Here is a 14,657-nt window from a genome sequence, read left to right as displayed (position 1 = left end):
AACTGATAAGATGAAACACACAATATATAGAGTTTTAGTAATAGCCGTCGCTGGAGTGCTTTTGCAGTCGTGCTTTGCGGCGAAAGAATACAAAAAGCCGGACATCAGGGCCGAGAACCTGTACCGCACCGAAGTGATAGCAGCAGATACCGTTTCGATGGCAGACGTGTCGTGGGAGAATATGTTCACAGACCCGGTATTGCAGCAGCACATAAAGAGAGGCCTGCAAAATAATTTTGATATCCGGATCGCGATGCAGAACATTGCTGCAGCCGAAGCCAGCCTGAAGCAGGGTAAGGCAGGCTATCTTCCGACATTGAGCCTTGGCGCCGACTGGACGCACCAGGAACTGTCGAAAAACAGCCAATTTGGCCGGGTGATCAGCAATAGCGGGGGTAAGACCGATGTGGACCAGTACCAGCTTACCGGCACTTTTGCCTGGGAGGCCGATATCTGGGGCAAGATACGCAGCAACAAGCGCGCGTTCAATGCAGCCTACCTGCAAACCATTGCTGCCAACCAGGCAGTAAAGACGCAGGTTATAACCAATATCGCATCACTGTATTACCAGTTGCTTTCGCTGGACGCACAGCTAAAAGTAGCACAATCGACACTGACCAACCGCAACGAAAGCATTGAAACCATTATTTCCCTAAAGGATGCGGGCAATGTGACCGAAGTGGGCGTAAAGCAGACGGAAGCGCAAAAATATGCTACCGAGCTTATTATTGAAGACCTGAAAAATAACATCGTGCTCCTGGAGAATGCCCTGAGCATCCAGTTGGGCGAGCCTGCACATAAGATCGAGCGTACAACGCTGGAGGCACAACAGCTGAACACGGACATTAAGCTGGGCTTGTCATCGCAATTGCTAAGGAACCGCCCGGACGTGGTTGCCGCAGAATTCGGTTTTGTAAATGCTTTTGAGCTTACCAACGTGGCACGCAGCAACTTCTACCCACAGCTCAGGATTACCGGGACCGGTGGCCTGCAGAGTATAGAGCTTAAGGAATGGTTCAGCGCCAACTCGCTTTTCGCGAATATTGTTACCGGGCTTGTACAGCCGGTATTCAACGGGCGCCAGATACGCACCCGCTACGAAATTGCCAAAGCGCAGCAGGAGCAGGCTTATGTCCGCTTCGAGCAGGCGCTTGTAACGTCAAGCAAAGAAGTGAGCGATGCCCTGGCAAATTATGACAATGAAACGAGAAAAATAACAATAAGGGAAAAGCAGGTAGATGCACTGAGCACCGCCGCCGATTATTCGGATGAATTGCTCACGTACGGCCTTGCCAACTATCTTGAAGTGCTCACGGCTAAGGACAATGCGCTTAACAGCCAGCTTCAGCTGATAGATAATCGCTACAGGCAATACCTTGCCATCGTCAACCTTTATAAGGCGCTTGGCGGAGGCTGGCGCTAACAGCATAATCAGGAGTATCCGGATTATTTAGATTAATTGTTTGTTTTATGTAGGACCGCCCGTTACAGGAAACTGTAGTGGGCGGTTTGTCTTTAAGGATAGTTACAAACGGGGTGTTGATAATATTAATATAATATAAGAAAATAATCTAACAGTTCTTTTTATCTTTACCGAAAGGGAGGCAATTATGAAACCGGAAAAGATCAAAGGGCAGGGAGCCGTAAGCAATGTACACAACCATTTTATAAAGAACAGGTACGAGACCAGCATATACCAGGATGATTATGAGGAGGAAATAGCAAAGACGGAGATCATTGAAGTCTTCCCCAAAACCATTGTCAATCCGGTAAAAAGCCCAGACCTGTCGATGGCTTACTCCATGAATCCGTATCAGGGATGCGAGCACGGCTGTGCGTATTGCTTTGCACGTCCTACCCATGAATACTGGGGCTACAGTGCCGGTGTGGATTTTGAGCGTAAGATACTAGTCAAGAAAAATGCACCGGAACTCCTGGAGCAGTTCTTTAAGAAAAGGGGTTACAAGCCGGAATCGATACTGCTTTCCGGCAATACCGACTGCTATCAGCCCGTTGAGCGAAAGCTGCAGATAACACGGCGAATATTGCAAACGTTCCTTGACTACCGCCATCCGGTGAACATACTTACCAAGAATGCATTGGTTACGCGCGATCTGGATATCCTTACCCAGTTGGCCGAGAAGAACCTGGTAACGGTTTCCCTGAGCATCCCCACCATTAATGAAGAATTGCGAAGGGCGTTGGAACCACGTACATCATCTGTCAATACGAAGCTGCAGGCCATAGAAACGCTTTCCAAAAACGGTATCCCGGTGAATATCATGGTAGCGCCAATAATACCCGGGCTCAACAGCATGGAGATACTGCCAACTTTGAAAACCATTTCAGAAAAAGGGGCCGATAGCTTTGGCTACACGCTGGTTCGGCTGAACGATACCGTAGAGCCGATATTCATTGAATGGCTGGAAGAGCATTATCCGGACCGGAAAGAAAAGGTGCTGCACCAGATTGCTTCCATGCATGGCGGTAAGCTGGGCGAAAAGCAGGTATTCAAAAGGCGTACCGGCGAGGGGAATATCGCTGAGATGATCCACACTACTTTCCGTATTGGCAGGCAGAAATACTTTTCGAAAGATAAAGATGAGGTATTCCGCTTGGCGACCGATCTTTTCGATGGTACAAAAGGGGAGCAGATGCGTTTGTTTTAGGGTTTATATAACAATACGTCAAGTGTTATTACAAATTCCAGCGTATTACACACCCCTAACCCCTCTCAAGAGGGGAACAGCTTCACTCATGCCGACAAAAAATTCGTAAATAGGGTTTGAGTAAGCACGTCTGAGTGTTCCCCTCTTGAGAGGGGTTAGGGGTGTGTTTCTCAGAAAGGAATTATAAACCCATAATAATATTTCCTACTATCAACTCCGCATGCACCCTTGAATTCTCAATAAACCACTTGTGCGTTTCCATCCCGCCACAAACAACGCCGGCAAGATAAAGGCCTTCGATATTGGTCTCCATGGTCTCAGGGTTGTATTGCGGGGTGCAATACAAGTTGTCGGTCATATTGACACCGGCCTTTTTCAGGAACTCAATATCCGGCCGGTAGCCGGTAAGTGCCAGTATAAAGTCGGTTTCAAGGGTTACGAGCCCGTTGGGGGTAAAAATATCCACTTCATTTTCACGTATCTCTGTTACCCAGGAATAAAAATACGCCTTGATGCTGCCTTCGGCAATACGGTTCTCTACATCAGGCTTTACCCAGTATTTCACCCGTTCGTTTATCTCACCTTTACGGATAACCATGGTAACATCGGCACCTTTGCGCCAGCATTCCAGGGCCGCATCAACAGAAGAGTTATTCGCACCTATCACCACCACTTTCCGGAAAGCATATTCGTGTGCCTCTTTGTAGTAATGGCTTACGTTCGGCAGGTTTTCTCCGGGAACGTCAATGGTAATAGGGATATCGTAGAACCCTGTAGCAATAACCACATTTTTGGCATTATACCAGCCTTTTGAAGAATGGACGACAAACTGTCCCGAGCGTTGCTTGTTGACCGATTGTACGCCTTCAAACAGCTTTATGTTGAGATTAAAATGCCTGTGCACGTTGCGGTAGTATTCCAGCGCTTCCTGCCTGCCCGGTTTGGGTGCGATGCAGCTGAAGGGTACACCGCCTATTTCCAACCGTTCGGCAGTGGAAAAGAACGTCATGTACAGTGGGTAATTGAACAGGCTGTTGACCAATGCGCCTTTTTCAAGGATCAGGTAGTTCAGGCCTTTTTGCTGTGCCGCAATGCCGCAGGCCATCCCGATAGGGCCGCCGCCAACGATAATCAGGTCGTATGATTCTATTTTGGCCATAATGTGTACGGATGGTTGCTCAGGTAAGCGTTATAATAACGTTCATCGCCGGTCACTTCTTTGCCCAGCCAATGCGGTTTTTCGAAAGCTTCGTTTTCATCATCAAGCTCAATTTCGGCAATGACAAGTCCTTCATTTTCGCCAAAAAATTCATCCACCTCAAAGGTATGGCTGCCGTAATCCACTTCGTAGCGTATCTTGTCGATCGCCCCGCTTTCGCAGATTTTCAGTAGCTGTTCGGCATCCGCCAAAGAAATCTCTTTTTCCCATTCCATCCGGCTGGTGCCCGATGCATTTCCCTTCCCCTTTATGGTAAGGTAGCCTTCGTCGCCTTTAATGCGTATGCGCACCGTGCGTTCAGGATGGGAGCTGAGGTAGCCCTGTGTAATGCGTTTGTGGGTATATGCTTCTTTTTTAAAAGCATCCGAAAGCACAAGGAACTTGCGTTCTATTTCGATCATGGTGTTGTAAAATCTTACTGCAAGGTAAGAAAATAGGGCTAATGATAGCTTGTACCAAGCGTTAACATTTCTTAAAAAGCAGGTGCCGATTGCAATTTGTAGTGAATGATTATTAAATTTACCGGATATCCCTTACTGCCCAATGAAATTCAGGAAAACCAGGCCGCACATTACCATCGAAGAATTCTTCAAATTAAATTTTGACAGCAATAACCTTTGGGAATACAAAGCGGATGAAACCGACCTGCTCGCCGAGCTTGTGGATATTTTCCGTCCGAAAAAACCGGAGACAGCGGGTGTAGTCGACCTCAGCAGCCTTTTGCAATTGCTTGAGGAAAACGAAAATTACTGCAACGGCCTGTCGCTCTACCTGAAAGGCATTTTAAAGCATAAAAAATTCAGCAGGATCCTTACCGATGCCGGCATACTGGGCGAAGCTGTTTTTTTCTCGGAAGTAAGGAAACGGCTGTTTGCAAAACTGATACCTGACCAACCCCAAAAGGACACGCTGGAATATGTGCTCAACCAGGTGTTTTACCAGAAAACCGATCCGCTCTGGATCAACCGGATACCGTTTGGGCAGTTGGAGAAATTCTACAATCTCATAAAATTCAGGTCGCTGTACGTATCGGGCGAATCCCAAAGCCCGCTTGCCGAACTATTGTATGCCATGGAAGTGCTGATACACCGCATTACCGGCCGCGCCCTTGAGAGCGAAGTGATACTGATGGTGCCTGAGTATGAAAGCCTCGAAAGCCCTTTTATTGCGATACAAAAAGAATTTTCGGTTGTTACGGAAAAAATGTTCCTGGAGAACCGGAACTATATCAGCCCTGATGACGAAGGCTTCCGGCAGCTTTTGGTATTGCACCACCAGTGCGCCGATTATGTGCGCACGGCATTTCGCAACAGCGAGAAATACGGCATATCGATACGGGTTAACCAAAGCCTGCTGCGTATCCGCCAACAGCTGGAAAGGCTCGGCGTGTTGCTGCCGCTGCTTGCCATAGAGGAAGAGAAAGAAACCACTAAGGATACTATTTCCCTGGGCCTTAAGCTGATTACCTACAACTGCGATAAAAACAATGTACGCAAACTCATTGGCGAAAGCACACAGCTGCTCTCCTATGAGGTTACGCAGCATACGGCCAACACGGGGGAACACTACATTACCAAAGACAGGCGCGACTATCTGAAAATGTTTTGGGCGGCTTCGGGCGGCGGGATCATTGTAGGGGTGCTGTGCATCATCAAGGTGTTCCTCTCAAAAATGGATACCAGCGCTTTTGGCCACGCCTTTTTTTACAGCCTCAATTACTCCTTCGGTTTTATCGCCATCTATGTGCTGGGCTTTACGCTGGCTACCAAACAGCCTGCAATGACAGCCTCGGCATTGGTAAGGGCTTTGGAGAGCGGCCGTAAGAAAACCGGTATTGTAAACGAAAAGGAGAGGCATAGTGATTTCGCTGAATTTTTTGCCCGTGTATTCCGGTCGCAGTTTATCGCTTTTGTGGGCAACGTGCTGGTGGCATTCCCGGTGGCGCTTGGAGGCATCTGGCTAATAGATTATGCCTTCCACTACAATCTTGCGCTGACCAAGTGGTACCACCTGATGACCGACCTGAGCCCCATTCATTCGCTGGCGATACTGCATGCGGCAATAGCGGGCGTATTCCTTTTCCTATCGGGTATCATTGCGGGCAGCGTTGCCAACCGCGACAAGCACCGACACCTGTATTACCGTATACAGGAACACCCGCTGCTCAAGAAGACTTTTGGCCGTATCCGTACCCAGAAACTAGCAAAAATCTATGAAAAAAGATGGGCAGGCATTATCTCCAACTTCTGGTTTGGGGTATTCATGGGGACTACAGCATCCATAGGGATTTTCCTCGGCTTAGATATTGATGTGCGTCACATCACCTTTGCGAGTGGCAATCTGGCCCTGGCATTGTATGGCGCGAATTGGAATGTGTCAAACGAACTGCTGTTCTGGGGCATCTTCGGAATTGGGATTATAGGGCTAATTAACTTTATGGTAAGTTTCAGCCTTTCGATGGGATTGGCTTTCCGCTCGAGGAATATCCCGCTTTCCGAATTGCGGCCTATTTCCGCAGCGATATGGAGGCATTTTAAAAAGAAGCCGGGATCGTTCTTTTTTCCGGCCTTTGGAAAATAGTTTCCTGCCTGCCTGCCGACACAGGCAGGCCGCAGTCACAGCTAATTTTAAAGAAATTAATATTTAACCACATAGGCACATAGCTTTAGGAAATTATAAAGCCCGATCAAGGGACACAAAGCATGAAGCTTCGCTTCACTATGTGCGAATATGTCTCCTTAAACGACAGATTGCTATGGAACCTATGTATCTATGTGGTTAATTAAAGCTTTGACACTATTCAGATTGATCACAGTTTCAGTTGTACGAAATGCGTAAATTTACAGTATGGAAGACGAACTGCCCGAAATACGCCAGCGAAAGATAATCCATGTGGATATGGATGCCTTTTACGCGTCGGTAGAAATGCTGGACAATCCGGAGCTACGCGGCAAAGCCATTGCCGTAGGCGGAGGATCGAGCAGGGGCGTTGTGGCAGCTGCCAGCTACGAAGCGAGGAAGTTTGGAGTGCGCAGTGCCATGAGCGGCTTTTTAGCGAAAAAGAAATGCCCGCACCTTATTTTCGTGAAGCCGCGTTTTGAACGCTACACCGAAATTTCCCGCAAAATTCGTGAGATATTCTATGAGTATACTGATAAAGTAGAACCCCTTTCTCTCGACGAAGCCTACCTTGATGTAACCGTAAACAAGAAAGGCAACCCAAGCGCTACACTCATTGCCGCCGAAATACGCAAGCGGATACTGGATGTGACCGGGCTTACCGCCTCGGCCGGCATATCCATCAATAAATTCATTGCTAAGGTAGCCAGCGACTACAACAAGCCCAACGGACAGAAAACGGTCAACCCCGATGAGATATCCGATTTTTTGGAAAACCTTCCAATAGGTAAATTTTATGGCGTAGGTAAAGTGACCGAGGAAAAGATGTATCAACTGGGCATCTTTACCGGAAAGGATTTAAAAGAGAAATCGGAAGAATACCTTATAGAACATTTCGGGAAGTCGGGCGGGTATTATTACCATGTTGTACGCGGCATCCATAACAGCGAAGTTAAGAGTGACCGTATTGCAAAATCGGTGGGGACAGAGCATACTTTTTTTGAAAACCTTGTCTCCGAAGTGTTCATGATGGAAAAGCTGGACGACATTGCCAATGAGCTCGACCGCCGCCTGGGGAAAAAGAAGATCGCAGGCAAGACCGTAACCCTCAAAATAAAATACAGCGACTTTACAGTACAGACCCGCAGCAAGACGTTGCCCTATTTCATTTCCGACAAAAGCCTGATACTTGAAACCGTAAAAGAACTGCTTTATCAGGAAAAGCCGAAAGATTCGGTGCGCCTGTTGGGCATTTCATTATCCAACCTGAACACCGATACCGATACCGGAAAACCTAATAAGCCTATCGCCGTGCAGCTGAAGTTTGATTTTTAGGACCAATGTCCGAAGTCCGATGTTGCTCAACAGTGTGTCATTTTGACGAAGGAAGAATCTATTAGTTTCGATTTAAGACTCTTTAATTCCCTTGAACTTTATCAACATTACAAGAAACTCCAACTTCAAATAAAAAAGGCCATCCTTCCGGACAGCCTTACTTATATTGATTGGAAACATCGGACTTCCGACATCCCGACATCGGACATTAATCCCTTCCGGCTATTTTAGCAAACAGCTTAAGGAATTCGATATACAGCCATACCAGGGTTACCATAAGCCCCATAGCGCCGAACCATTCCATATATTTTGGCAGCTTTCGCTGTGCCCCCTGTTCGATCATGTCAAAATCAAGGAACAGGTTAATTGCAGCGATAACGATTACAAATACGCTGATGCCTATGCTCATTAGGGAATTGTCCCTGAATGAATGCCCTATCAGATACGATCCGGTAAACATCCATACAATCCACGAAATCAAATAAAAAGTGGCTATCGCAGCTGTTGCAGCAATAGCAATAGATTTAAATTGCTCGGTAACTTTAACCACTTTAAAGCGGTACAGTGCAAAACATACGATAAACGTAACAAAGGTCGCACCTACAGCCTGTATGGCAACACCGGGGTACATTACCTCAATGAACGCTGACAGTCCGCCAATGAAAAGCCCTTCCAATACAGCATAGGCAGGAGCCAGATAAGGTGAATATTTAGGTTTGAAAGCAGCGATCAGCACCACTATAAAGCCGGCAATTGCCCCTGTGATCATCAGTCCGAACGGGTTCATGCCGTTATAGGCCATAACCCATGTACTTGCAGCTCCGCCAAGCAGCAATACCAGCAATAAGAAGCTTTTGTTGATAGCACCGTTAACGGTCATAGTGTTATTATAATCTATAACTTCCTGGTAGGTGTTTGCACCATAGACATTCGTAGTAGGGGAAAATGATTTGTTCTTTAAGAACGGGTTGCTTGATTTCATCGTCAATTAAATTTATCCAAATATACTTTTTTCGCTATAAAAAACAAAAAGCTGTTATCCCTGTCATTCTGACGAAGGAAGAATCTCAAATTGAAAGGATTTCTCCCGTTGGTCGAAATGACACGTAGGACAGCAGCTTTTCTTACAGCAAAATATATGCCGTTTAGTCTATTTCTGACACTCTTAGTGTATTTACCATCCCTTTATCCGCTACCGGCATGGCAGCGAGGTTGATAAGGATATCGCCTTTCTCAACAAAGCCTTTTTCTTTGGCAATATTGTTCACATCTTCAACCGTTTCATCCGTGCTCAGGAAGGCATCATAATAAAATGCCTTAACACCCCACAGTAGTCCAAGCTGGGTAAGTATCCTTTTGTTCGATGTGAATACCAGTATGTGCGCACCCGGCCTCCATGCAGAGATCTGGAATGCAGTGTACCCTGAGTTGGTAAGCGTGCTGATCGCTTTCGCCTTGATGGTGTTGGCCATCTGGGCAGCGTGGTAGCATATCGATTTTGTAATGAAACGCTTCGTCCTTACCTGCGGTACGTTTTGCGGCACGTGGATAAGCGGCGAATCTTCAACAGCCTCGATGATCTGGGTCATCTTCTCGATAACCTGTACCGGGTAGTTACCCACCGATGTTTCGCCCGAAAGCATAACCGCGTCAGCGCCGTCCATAACCGAGTTGGCTACGTCGTTCACCTCGGCGCGTGTAGGTGTAAGGCTCGTGATCATGGTCTCCATCATCTGTGTGGCCACAATTACCGGTATACGTGCCGTTTTGGCACGGTTGATAAGTTTTTTCTGGATAAGCGGTACTTCATGCGCAGGCATTTCCACACCAAGGTCGCCGCGGGCTACCATAAGGCCGTCGCAAAATGCTACGATCTTGTCGATATTCTCTACGCCTTCCGGCTTTTCTATTTTGGCAATGATCGGAATTTTATGGTCGGAGTGCTCTGCAATAAGGTCTTGCAGCTCTTCAAGGTCTTTTGGTGTCCTTACGAACGAAAGCGCTATCCAGTCCACACTTGCCTTTATGGCAAACAGGGCATCGCGGATGTCCTTTTCAGTCAATGCAGGCAATGAAACTTTGGTATGCGGCAGGTTTACGCCTTTCTTTGATTTTAACGGGCCGCCCTGTACTACAACCGCCCTCACACGGTCTTTTTTATTGGTTTCAACAACCTCAAACATCAGTTTACCGTCGTCCAGCAAAACCATTTCCCCCGGATTCACATCGCTTGGGAAAGCCTTGTAGTTCATATAAACGTTATCAGCAGTGCCGGGCACGTCGTCCGATGTCTGGAATATTACGGTATCGCCTTTTTTCACGATAACATCTTCTTTCATTACCCCTACGCGAAGCTTGGGCCCCTGAAGGTCGGCAAGTATCGAAGTATTGTACCCAAACTCATTGTTTAGGGCGCGTATGATATCTATTCGTTCCTGTACATCGGTATAGTCGGCATGCGAAAAATTGATCCTGAATACGTTCACGCCGGCGTCGATCATGTCTTTGATCACTTCCCTTGTGCTGCATGCAGGGCCTAATGTGGCTACAATTTTTGTTTTTTTGTTTGTCGTCGGCATTCTATTAAAAAATTAAATTGTTTTTCGATTTTAGTTTACTGTGGTCAATGGTATAGGCGGTCGTGATGTGTTTAATGGCCAAAAGGCTCTCTACTACATCATCTAACGCGAAAACATCGGGGGTATTTTCTATTTTTAGTATATAATCTACTTTTTTCAGTTCCGGCAGCAGGAATACGCTGGTAGTAACATTTATGCCTGTCTGTTCGAACAACGAGGTAATTCCCGTCTGCGAACTCACAACGCTGTTCCTGTTCTGAACCAAGTTCCACAAGGTGTCATTAGCATCTTCATATACATACCTGGAAAAACAGCTTTCGCCTTCGCGGATGGTGAACCCGATGTCTTCAGAACTTTTTTCCAGAAGCACAGATAATTCCCTGTTAATGAAATAGGCAAGGCGATAATCTTCAAGGGAAGAATGTATGGCAATCAATCCATAATCGATCGTAATGAAATCGTCAATTAATAGTTTATGAATGGCCATAAGTCACGTAAGAATAAGTCGTAAATATACTGCTTATAACTCAAAGAGCATTAAGAAAAATTAAAGTTTTTGTAAATTTTTCTACGAAAACGTTTGAGTAAACTACTAAGTTGGCTTATTTTTTGTTAATTTTTTCCTGAAATGCAAAAAACGCCCTTTGCGATGCTTTTTCCTCCGCTTTCTTTTTTGATGTAGCCCTGGCACGCGAAACCACCCTGCCGCCAATGGTCAGCTTTATGGCAAAATGCTTTTGGCCTTCCTTACCGTTGTCTTCATAAACTTCGTAGTTGAAAGGCTTCTTTTCCTTTTGGCACCACTCAATCACAAGGCTTTTGTAACTGATAACCTTTCCTTCCAGCTTCGCGATATCTACATACGGCTGGACAACTTTCTTCTGGATAAATTTCTCGCAGTATTCAAAGCCGCGGTCCAGGTAAATGGCTCCAACCAGCGCCTCAAAAAGATTGCCGTGGATGTTTTCTCCGAAATGCTGTGCCGAAACCTTGCTCTCTACCCATTTGATGAGGTTCAGGTCGCGCCCCAACTCATTAAGGTGCTCGCGGCTCACGATTTTGGAGCGCATTTTGGTAAGGTAGCCCTCGTCGCCGGTAGGCACTTCCTTAAAAAGGTGCGCTGCAATAACCGACCCCAGCATGGCATCGCCCAAAAACTCGAGCCTTTCATAGTTCACAGGGTGGCCGTTTTCGTCTACTTTATTAGAGGAGCGGTGGGTAAAAGCCCTGCGGTAATGGTCGAGGTTGAGCGGTACAAACCCCAGCATTTTGTTTATTTCCTCAAAAAAAATCCCGCCTTCCTGGGGAAGACGGGGATTTTTGGTAAATATTTTTTTAAAGAAACCCATAAAGGATTACATATCAAGTTTTTTAACCAGTACACAAGCGTTGTGCCCGCCAAACCCAAAGGTGTTGCTCATCACTACTTTCATGTCCCTTTTCTGGGCTTTGTTGAAGGTAAAGTTAAGCTTAGGGTCGATGTTCTCATCATCCGTAAAGTGGTTGATGGTAGGCGGTACGATACCGTGCTTTATAGAAAGTATCGAAGCGATGGTCTCTATCGCGCCGGCAGCGCCAAGCAGGTGGCCTGTCATCGACTTTGTCGAGTTCAGGTTTAGAGTATAAGCATGGTCGCCAAACACCTCAATTATTGCTTTAGACTCGGCAATATCGCCCAGAGGGGTAGAAGTGCCGTGCATATTAACGCCATCTACGTCTTCAGGCTTCAGCCCTGCATCACGAAGGCAGTTCAGCATTACATTGCGTGCGCCAAGCCCTTCCGGGTGTGGTGCGGTAATGTGGTGCGCGTCGGCGCTCATTCCGCCGCCGCCAATCTCGCAGTATATTTTTGCCCCTCTCGCCTTGGCATGCTCATATTCTTCAATTACGAGCGCACCGGCACCCTCGCCAAGCACAAAGCCCTCACGGTCCTTGTCCATTGGGCGCGAAGCGGTTTTAGGGTCGTCATTTCGTGTTGATAAAGCGTGCATAGCGTTAAACCCGCCCATTCCGGCAATGGTTACCGCTGCTTCGCTTCCGCCGGTTACCATAACATCGGCATGGCCCAGGCGTATATAGTTGAATGCGTCGATGAGTGCATTTGTTGATGATGCGCAGGCAGAGACCGTTGTAAAGTTAGGCCCCCTGAAACCATATTTTATAGAGATATGGCCCCCCGCGATATCGGCAATCATTTTTGGAATAAAGAACGGGTTGAACTTGGGCGTACCATTACCGGCAGCAAAATTCATCACTTCTTCCTGGAAGGTTTCAAGCCCGCCAATCCCGGAGCCCCATATAACGCCTACCCTGTCTTTATCGAGCGTATCAAAGTCAAAATTGGCATCTTTTACGGCTTCTTCTGTAGAAACAAGGGCATACTGGGCATAACGGTCCATTTTCCTTGCCTCTTTTCTGTCTATAAAATCCTCAACATTGAAATTTTTTACTTCGCAGGCAAATTTTGTTTTGAAGTTGGTAGTGTCAAAGTATGTAATTGGGGCTGCGCCGCTCACACCGTTTATGAGGCTGTTCCAGTATTCTTCTACTGTGTTGCCTATTGGGGTAAGTGCGCCCAGTCCTGTTACTACAACTCTTCTTAATTCCATAAGGTCTGTTTTATAGTTTCAAATTATAGAACAATACCCATGTGTCGCTAATGGTATAGGAAAACATGGGCATTGGTTAATATTTTTTATGAATGCTCTGAATAAAAGCGGTTCATCTTTATGCGTTGAAATGCGAAACCAATAAATAATAACATCCATGCAATAACTATCGCATGGATGTCACTTATTTATTATTTTTTTGCTTCTTCGATGTAAGAGATTGCCTGACCAACAGTAGAAATGTTCTCTGCCTGGTCGTCCGGGATTTGAATGTCAAATTCTTTTTCAAACTCCATGATAAGCTCAACAGTGTCCAGGGAATCAGCTCCCAAATCGTTTGTGAAGCTTGCTTCTGTTACAACTTCGTTTTCGTCAACACCTAATTTGTCTACGATAATCGCTTTTACTCTTGATGCAATGTCTGACATAATCTTTAATTTTAGAATTTAAATTGAACGGCAAAAATAAAAAACTTTATCTTATTACCGCGATTTCACCAAAAAATGTGAGTACTAAAATAAAAAATTAATTTTACAATATTGCCCGATCAATGTTATTTTGCAGATTATTATTACTTTTTTTGCACAATTAAAATTTTGGCCCTGATGAAAAATATAATTCTCTTTGCCTCCGGCGGCGGCTCGAATGCACAGCAGATCATGGAGTATTTCGGGCAAAGGCAGGGATATAAGGTGTCGGCGCTTTTTACCAACAACCCTAATGCGGGAGCCATTGCCGTTGCCGACAGGTATAATGTACCTTCCGTTATCTTCACAAGGGAAGAGCTTAACAATGGCACCGTATTGGCAGAAGTGAAAAGCCAAAACCCCGATCTTATTGTGCTGGCCGGCTTTTTATGGAAGTTTCCTTCTGATATTATTAAGGAATACCCTCACAAAGTGATTAATATCCATCCTGCGCTGCTTCCCAATTATGGTGGAAAAGGCATGTATGGCATAAACGTGCATCGCGCGGTACACGAAAATAAGGATAAGGAAAGCGGCATCACCATACATTATGTGAACGATAATTATGACGAAGGCAATGTCATCTTCCAAAAGGCAGTTGCTATAGAGGAATGCCTCAGCCCGGAAGAAGTGGCACTAAAAGTCCTGTCGTTGGAGCATGAGCACTTTCCGAAAGTGATAGAGGAATTATTAAACCGACAACAATGAAATATGCACTTCTTATCTTCCTGATGCTTTTAGCGGGATGCGGTAAAGAAAAGCAAAAACTTACTATGCATATGCCGGCATCTCATATGAAGGAAGAATGCGATACTGATTTTGATGTTTTCTTTAAAAAGTTCCAATCAGACAGCATTTTCCAGAAAAGACATGTAAAATTTCCGTTAAAGAGTAGCCATTTGGATATGGATGGCGACCTGAGTGTTATACGTGAGGATATTCCCGAGGAAAAATACAGTTTTGCTAAATTTATAAACGATAAGGAAATTGGTGATACCGGGAATGGCGCCTATAAAATTGACATTACAAAGAAAAAAGATTCTGTTTATTACCAAATGAGCGGAATTGACAATGGTATCGGTACGACTGTCAAATTTGCATTTATAAACGGTTGTTGGTACATGGTAGCAGTAGACGACACATCAACATAACCTAATCTC

At 45.7% G+C, this 14,657-nt stretch carries 14 protein-coding genes; 6 read left to right on the top strand and 8 right to left on the bottom strand.

Going from position 1 to position 14,657, the window contains the following annotated elements; genetic code table 11:
• Nucleotides 1-10: 10 nt before the first annotated feature.
• On the top strand, nucleotides 11-1,423 hold the full coding sequence (locus HYN59_RS03775) for an efflux transporter outer membrane subunit (protein WP_108779632.1): 1,413 nt from the start codon (nucleotides 11-13) through the stop codon (nucleotides 1,421-1,423).
• A gap of 187 nt (nucleotides 1,424-1,610) precedes the next feature.
• Nucleotides 1,611-2,669, top strand: coding sequence for a PA0069 family radical SAM protein (locus HYN59_RS03770; protein ID WP_108776994.1), 1,059 nt, complete (start codon nucleotides 1,611-1,613; stop codon nucleotides 2,667-2,669).
• Nucleotides 2,670-2,850: 181 nt separating this feature from the next.
• Here the strand turns inward: HYN59_RS03770 and HYN59_RS03765 are convergent, their stop codons facing one another.
• The gene (locus HYN59_RS03765) at nucleotides 2,851-3,828 is read right to left on the bottom strand and encodes a YpdA family putative bacillithiol disulfide reductase (protein WP_108776993.1); all 978 of its coding nucleotides are present in this window, start codon (nucleotides 3,826-3,828) and stop codon (nucleotides 2,851-2,853) included.
• Nucleotides 3,816-4,289, bottom strand: a complete 474-nt coding sequence (locus HYN59_RS03760; protein ID WP_108776992.1) for a CYTH domain-containing protein — start codon at nucleotides 4,287-4,289, stop codon at nucleotides 3,816-3,818. Before HYN59_RS03760 ends, HYN59_RS03765 begins: the two co-directional genes overlap by 13 nt.
• Nucleotides 4,290-4,431: 142 nt before the next feature.
• Here HYN59_RS03760 and HYN59_RS03755 point away from each other — a divergent pair, with 142 nt between their 5' ends.
• Nucleotides 4,432-6,468, top strand: a complete 2,037-nt coding sequence (locus HYN59_RS03755) for a recombinase (protein ID WP_108776991.1) — start codon at nucleotides 4,432-4,434, stop codon at nucleotides 6,466-6,468.
• Between the two features lie 267 nt (nucleotides 6,469-6,735).
• The gene (gene dinB / locus HYN59_RS03750) at nucleotides 6,736-7,842 is read left to right on the top strand and encodes a DNA polymerase IV (RefSeq protein ID WP_108776990.1); all 1,107 of its coding nucleotides are present in this window, start codon (nucleotides 6,736-6,738) and stop codon (nucleotides 7,840-7,842) included.
• 208 nt (nucleotides 7,843-8,050) lie between these two features.
• Here dinB and HYN59_RS03745 read toward each other — a convergent pair whose 3' ends face one another.
• The 6 genes from HYN59_RS03745 to HYN59_RS03720 all read right to left on the bottom strand — a co-directional run bounded on the left by HYN59_RS03745 (nucleotide 8,051) and on the right by HYN59_RS03720 (nucleotide 13,458).
• Nucleotides 8,051-8,830, bottom strand: coding sequence for a Bax inhibitor-1/YccA family protein (locus HYN59_RS03745; RefSeq protein WP_181369504.1), 780 nt, complete (start codon nucleotides 8,828-8,830; stop codon nucleotides 8,051-8,053).
• 157 nt (nucleotides 8,831-8,987) lie between these two features.
• Complete coding sequence (pyk, locus tag HYN59_RS03740; RefSeq protein WP_108776988.1) at nucleotides 8,988-10,421, bottom strand: pyruvate kinase; 1,434 nt, start codon at nucleotides 10,419-10,421, stop codon at nucleotides 8,988-8,990.
• A 4-nt stretch (nucleotides 10,422-10,425) separates the two neighbouring features.
• Complete coding sequence (locus HYN59_RS03735) at nucleotides 10,426-10,908, bottom strand: IPExxxVDY family protein (RefSeq protein WP_108776987.1); 483 nt, start codon at nucleotides 10,906-10,908, stop codon at nucleotides 10,426-10,428.
• Nucleotides 10,909-11,023: 115 nt separating this feature from the next.
• Nucleotides 11,024-11,770, bottom strand: coding sequence for a ribonuclease III (gene rnc / locus HYN59_RS03730; RefSeq protein ID WP_108776986.1), 747 nt, complete (start codon nucleotides 11,768-11,770; stop codon nucleotides 11,024-11,026).
• 6 nt (nucleotides 11,771-11,776) lie between these two features.
• A complete protein-coding gene (gene fabF, locus HYN59_RS03725; RefSeq protein ID WP_108776985.1) occupies nucleotides 11,777-13,030 on the bottom strand; it encodes a beta-ketoacyl-ACP synthase II in 1,254 nt (417 codons plus the stop codon).
• Nucleotides 13,031-13,221: 191 nt separating this feature from the next.
• Nucleotides 13,222-13,458 carry an acyl carrier protein gene (locus tag HYN59_RS03720; protein ID WP_019037482.1) on the bottom strand — a complete coding sequence of 79 codons (237 nt, stop codon included), beginning with the start codon at nucleotides 13,456-13,458 and terminating at the stop codon, nucleotides 13,222-13,224.
• Between the two features lie 177 nt (nucleotides 13,459-13,635).
• Here HYN59_RS03720 and purN point away from each other — a divergent pair, with 177 nt between their 5' ends.
• Complete coding sequence (gene purN, locus HYN59_RS03715; protein ID WP_108776984.1) at nucleotides 13,636-14,205, top strand: phosphoribosylglycinamide formyltransferase; 570 nt, start codon at nucleotides 13,636-13,638, stop codon at nucleotides 14,203-14,205.
• The gene (locus HYN59_RS03710) at nucleotides 14,202-14,648 is read left to right on the top strand and encodes a DUF4348 domain-containing protein (protein ID WP_108776983.1); all 447 of its coding nucleotides are present in this window, start codon (nucleotides 14,202-14,204) and stop codon (nucleotides 14,646-14,648) included. Before purN ends, HYN59_RS03710 begins: the two co-directional genes overlap by 4 nt.
• Nucleotides 14,649-14,657: the final 9 nt, after the last annotated feature.

The organism is Flavobacterium album (assembly GCF_003096035.1).
Lineage (GTDB): Bacteria > Bacteroidota > Bacteroidia > Flavobacteriales > Flavobacteriaceae > Flavobacterium > Flavobacterium album.
Note: the sequence above shows the minus strand (reverse complement) of the source record. Positions and strands in the feature narration are given on the sequence as shown.

What these genes read in the sequence shown, in the direction of transcription:
- rnc (WP_108776986.1), bottom strand. Translation starts at nt 11,770, where the DNA reads ATGGGTTTCTTTAAAAAAATATTTACCAAAAATCCCCGTCTTCCCCAG.
- HYN59_RS03775 (WP_108779632.1), top strand. Translation starts at nt 11, where the DNA reads ATGAAACACACAATATATAGAGTTTTAGTAATAGCCGTCGCTGGAGTG.
- HYN59_RS03760 (WP_108776992.1), bottom strand. Translation starts at nt 4,289, where the DNA reads ATGATCGAAATAGAACGCAAGTTCCTTGTGCTTTCGGATGCTTTTAAA.
- HYN59_RS03770 (WP_108776994.1), top strand. Translation starts at nt 1,611, where the DNA reads ATGAAACCGGAAAAGATCAAAGGGCAGGGAGCCGTAAGCAATGTACAC.
- HYN59_RS03720 (WP_019037482.1), bottom strand. Translation starts at nt 13,458, where the DNA reads ATGTCAGACATTGCATCAAGAGTAAAAGCGATTATCGTAGACAAATTA.
- purN (WP_108776984.1), top strand. Translation starts at nt 13,636, where the DNA reads ATGAAAAATATAATTCTCTTTGCCTCCGGCGGCGGCTCGAATGCACAG.
- dinB (WP_108776990.1), top strand. Translation starts at nt 6,736, where the DNA reads ATGGAAGACGAACTGCCCGAAATACGCCAGCGAAAGATAATCCATGTG.
- HYN59_RS03710 (WP_108776983.1), top strand. Translation starts at nt 14,202, where the DNA reads ATGAAATATGCACTTCTTATCTTCCTGATGCTTTTAGCGGGATGCGGT.
- HYN59_RS03755 (WP_108776991.1), top strand. Translation starts at nt 4,432, where the DNA reads ATGAAATTCAGGAAAACCAGGCCGCACATTACCATCGAAGAATTCTTC.
- HYN59_RS03765 (WP_108776993.1), bottom strand. Translation starts at nt 3,828, where the DNA reads ATGGCCAAAATAGAATCATACGACCTGATTATCGTTGGCGGCGGCCCT.
- HYN59_RS03735 (WP_108776987.1), bottom strand. Translation starts at nt 10,908, where the DNA reads ATGGCCATTCATAAACTATTAATTGACGATTTCATTACGATCGATTAT.
- fabF (WP_108776985.1), bottom strand. Translation starts at nt 13,030, where the DNA reads ATGGAATTAAGAAGAGTTGTAGTAACAGGACTGGGCGCACTTACCCCA.
- pyk (WP_108776988.1), bottom strand. Translation starts at nt 10,421, where the DNA reads ATGCCGACGACAAACAAAAAAACAAAAATTGTAGCCACATTAGGCCCT.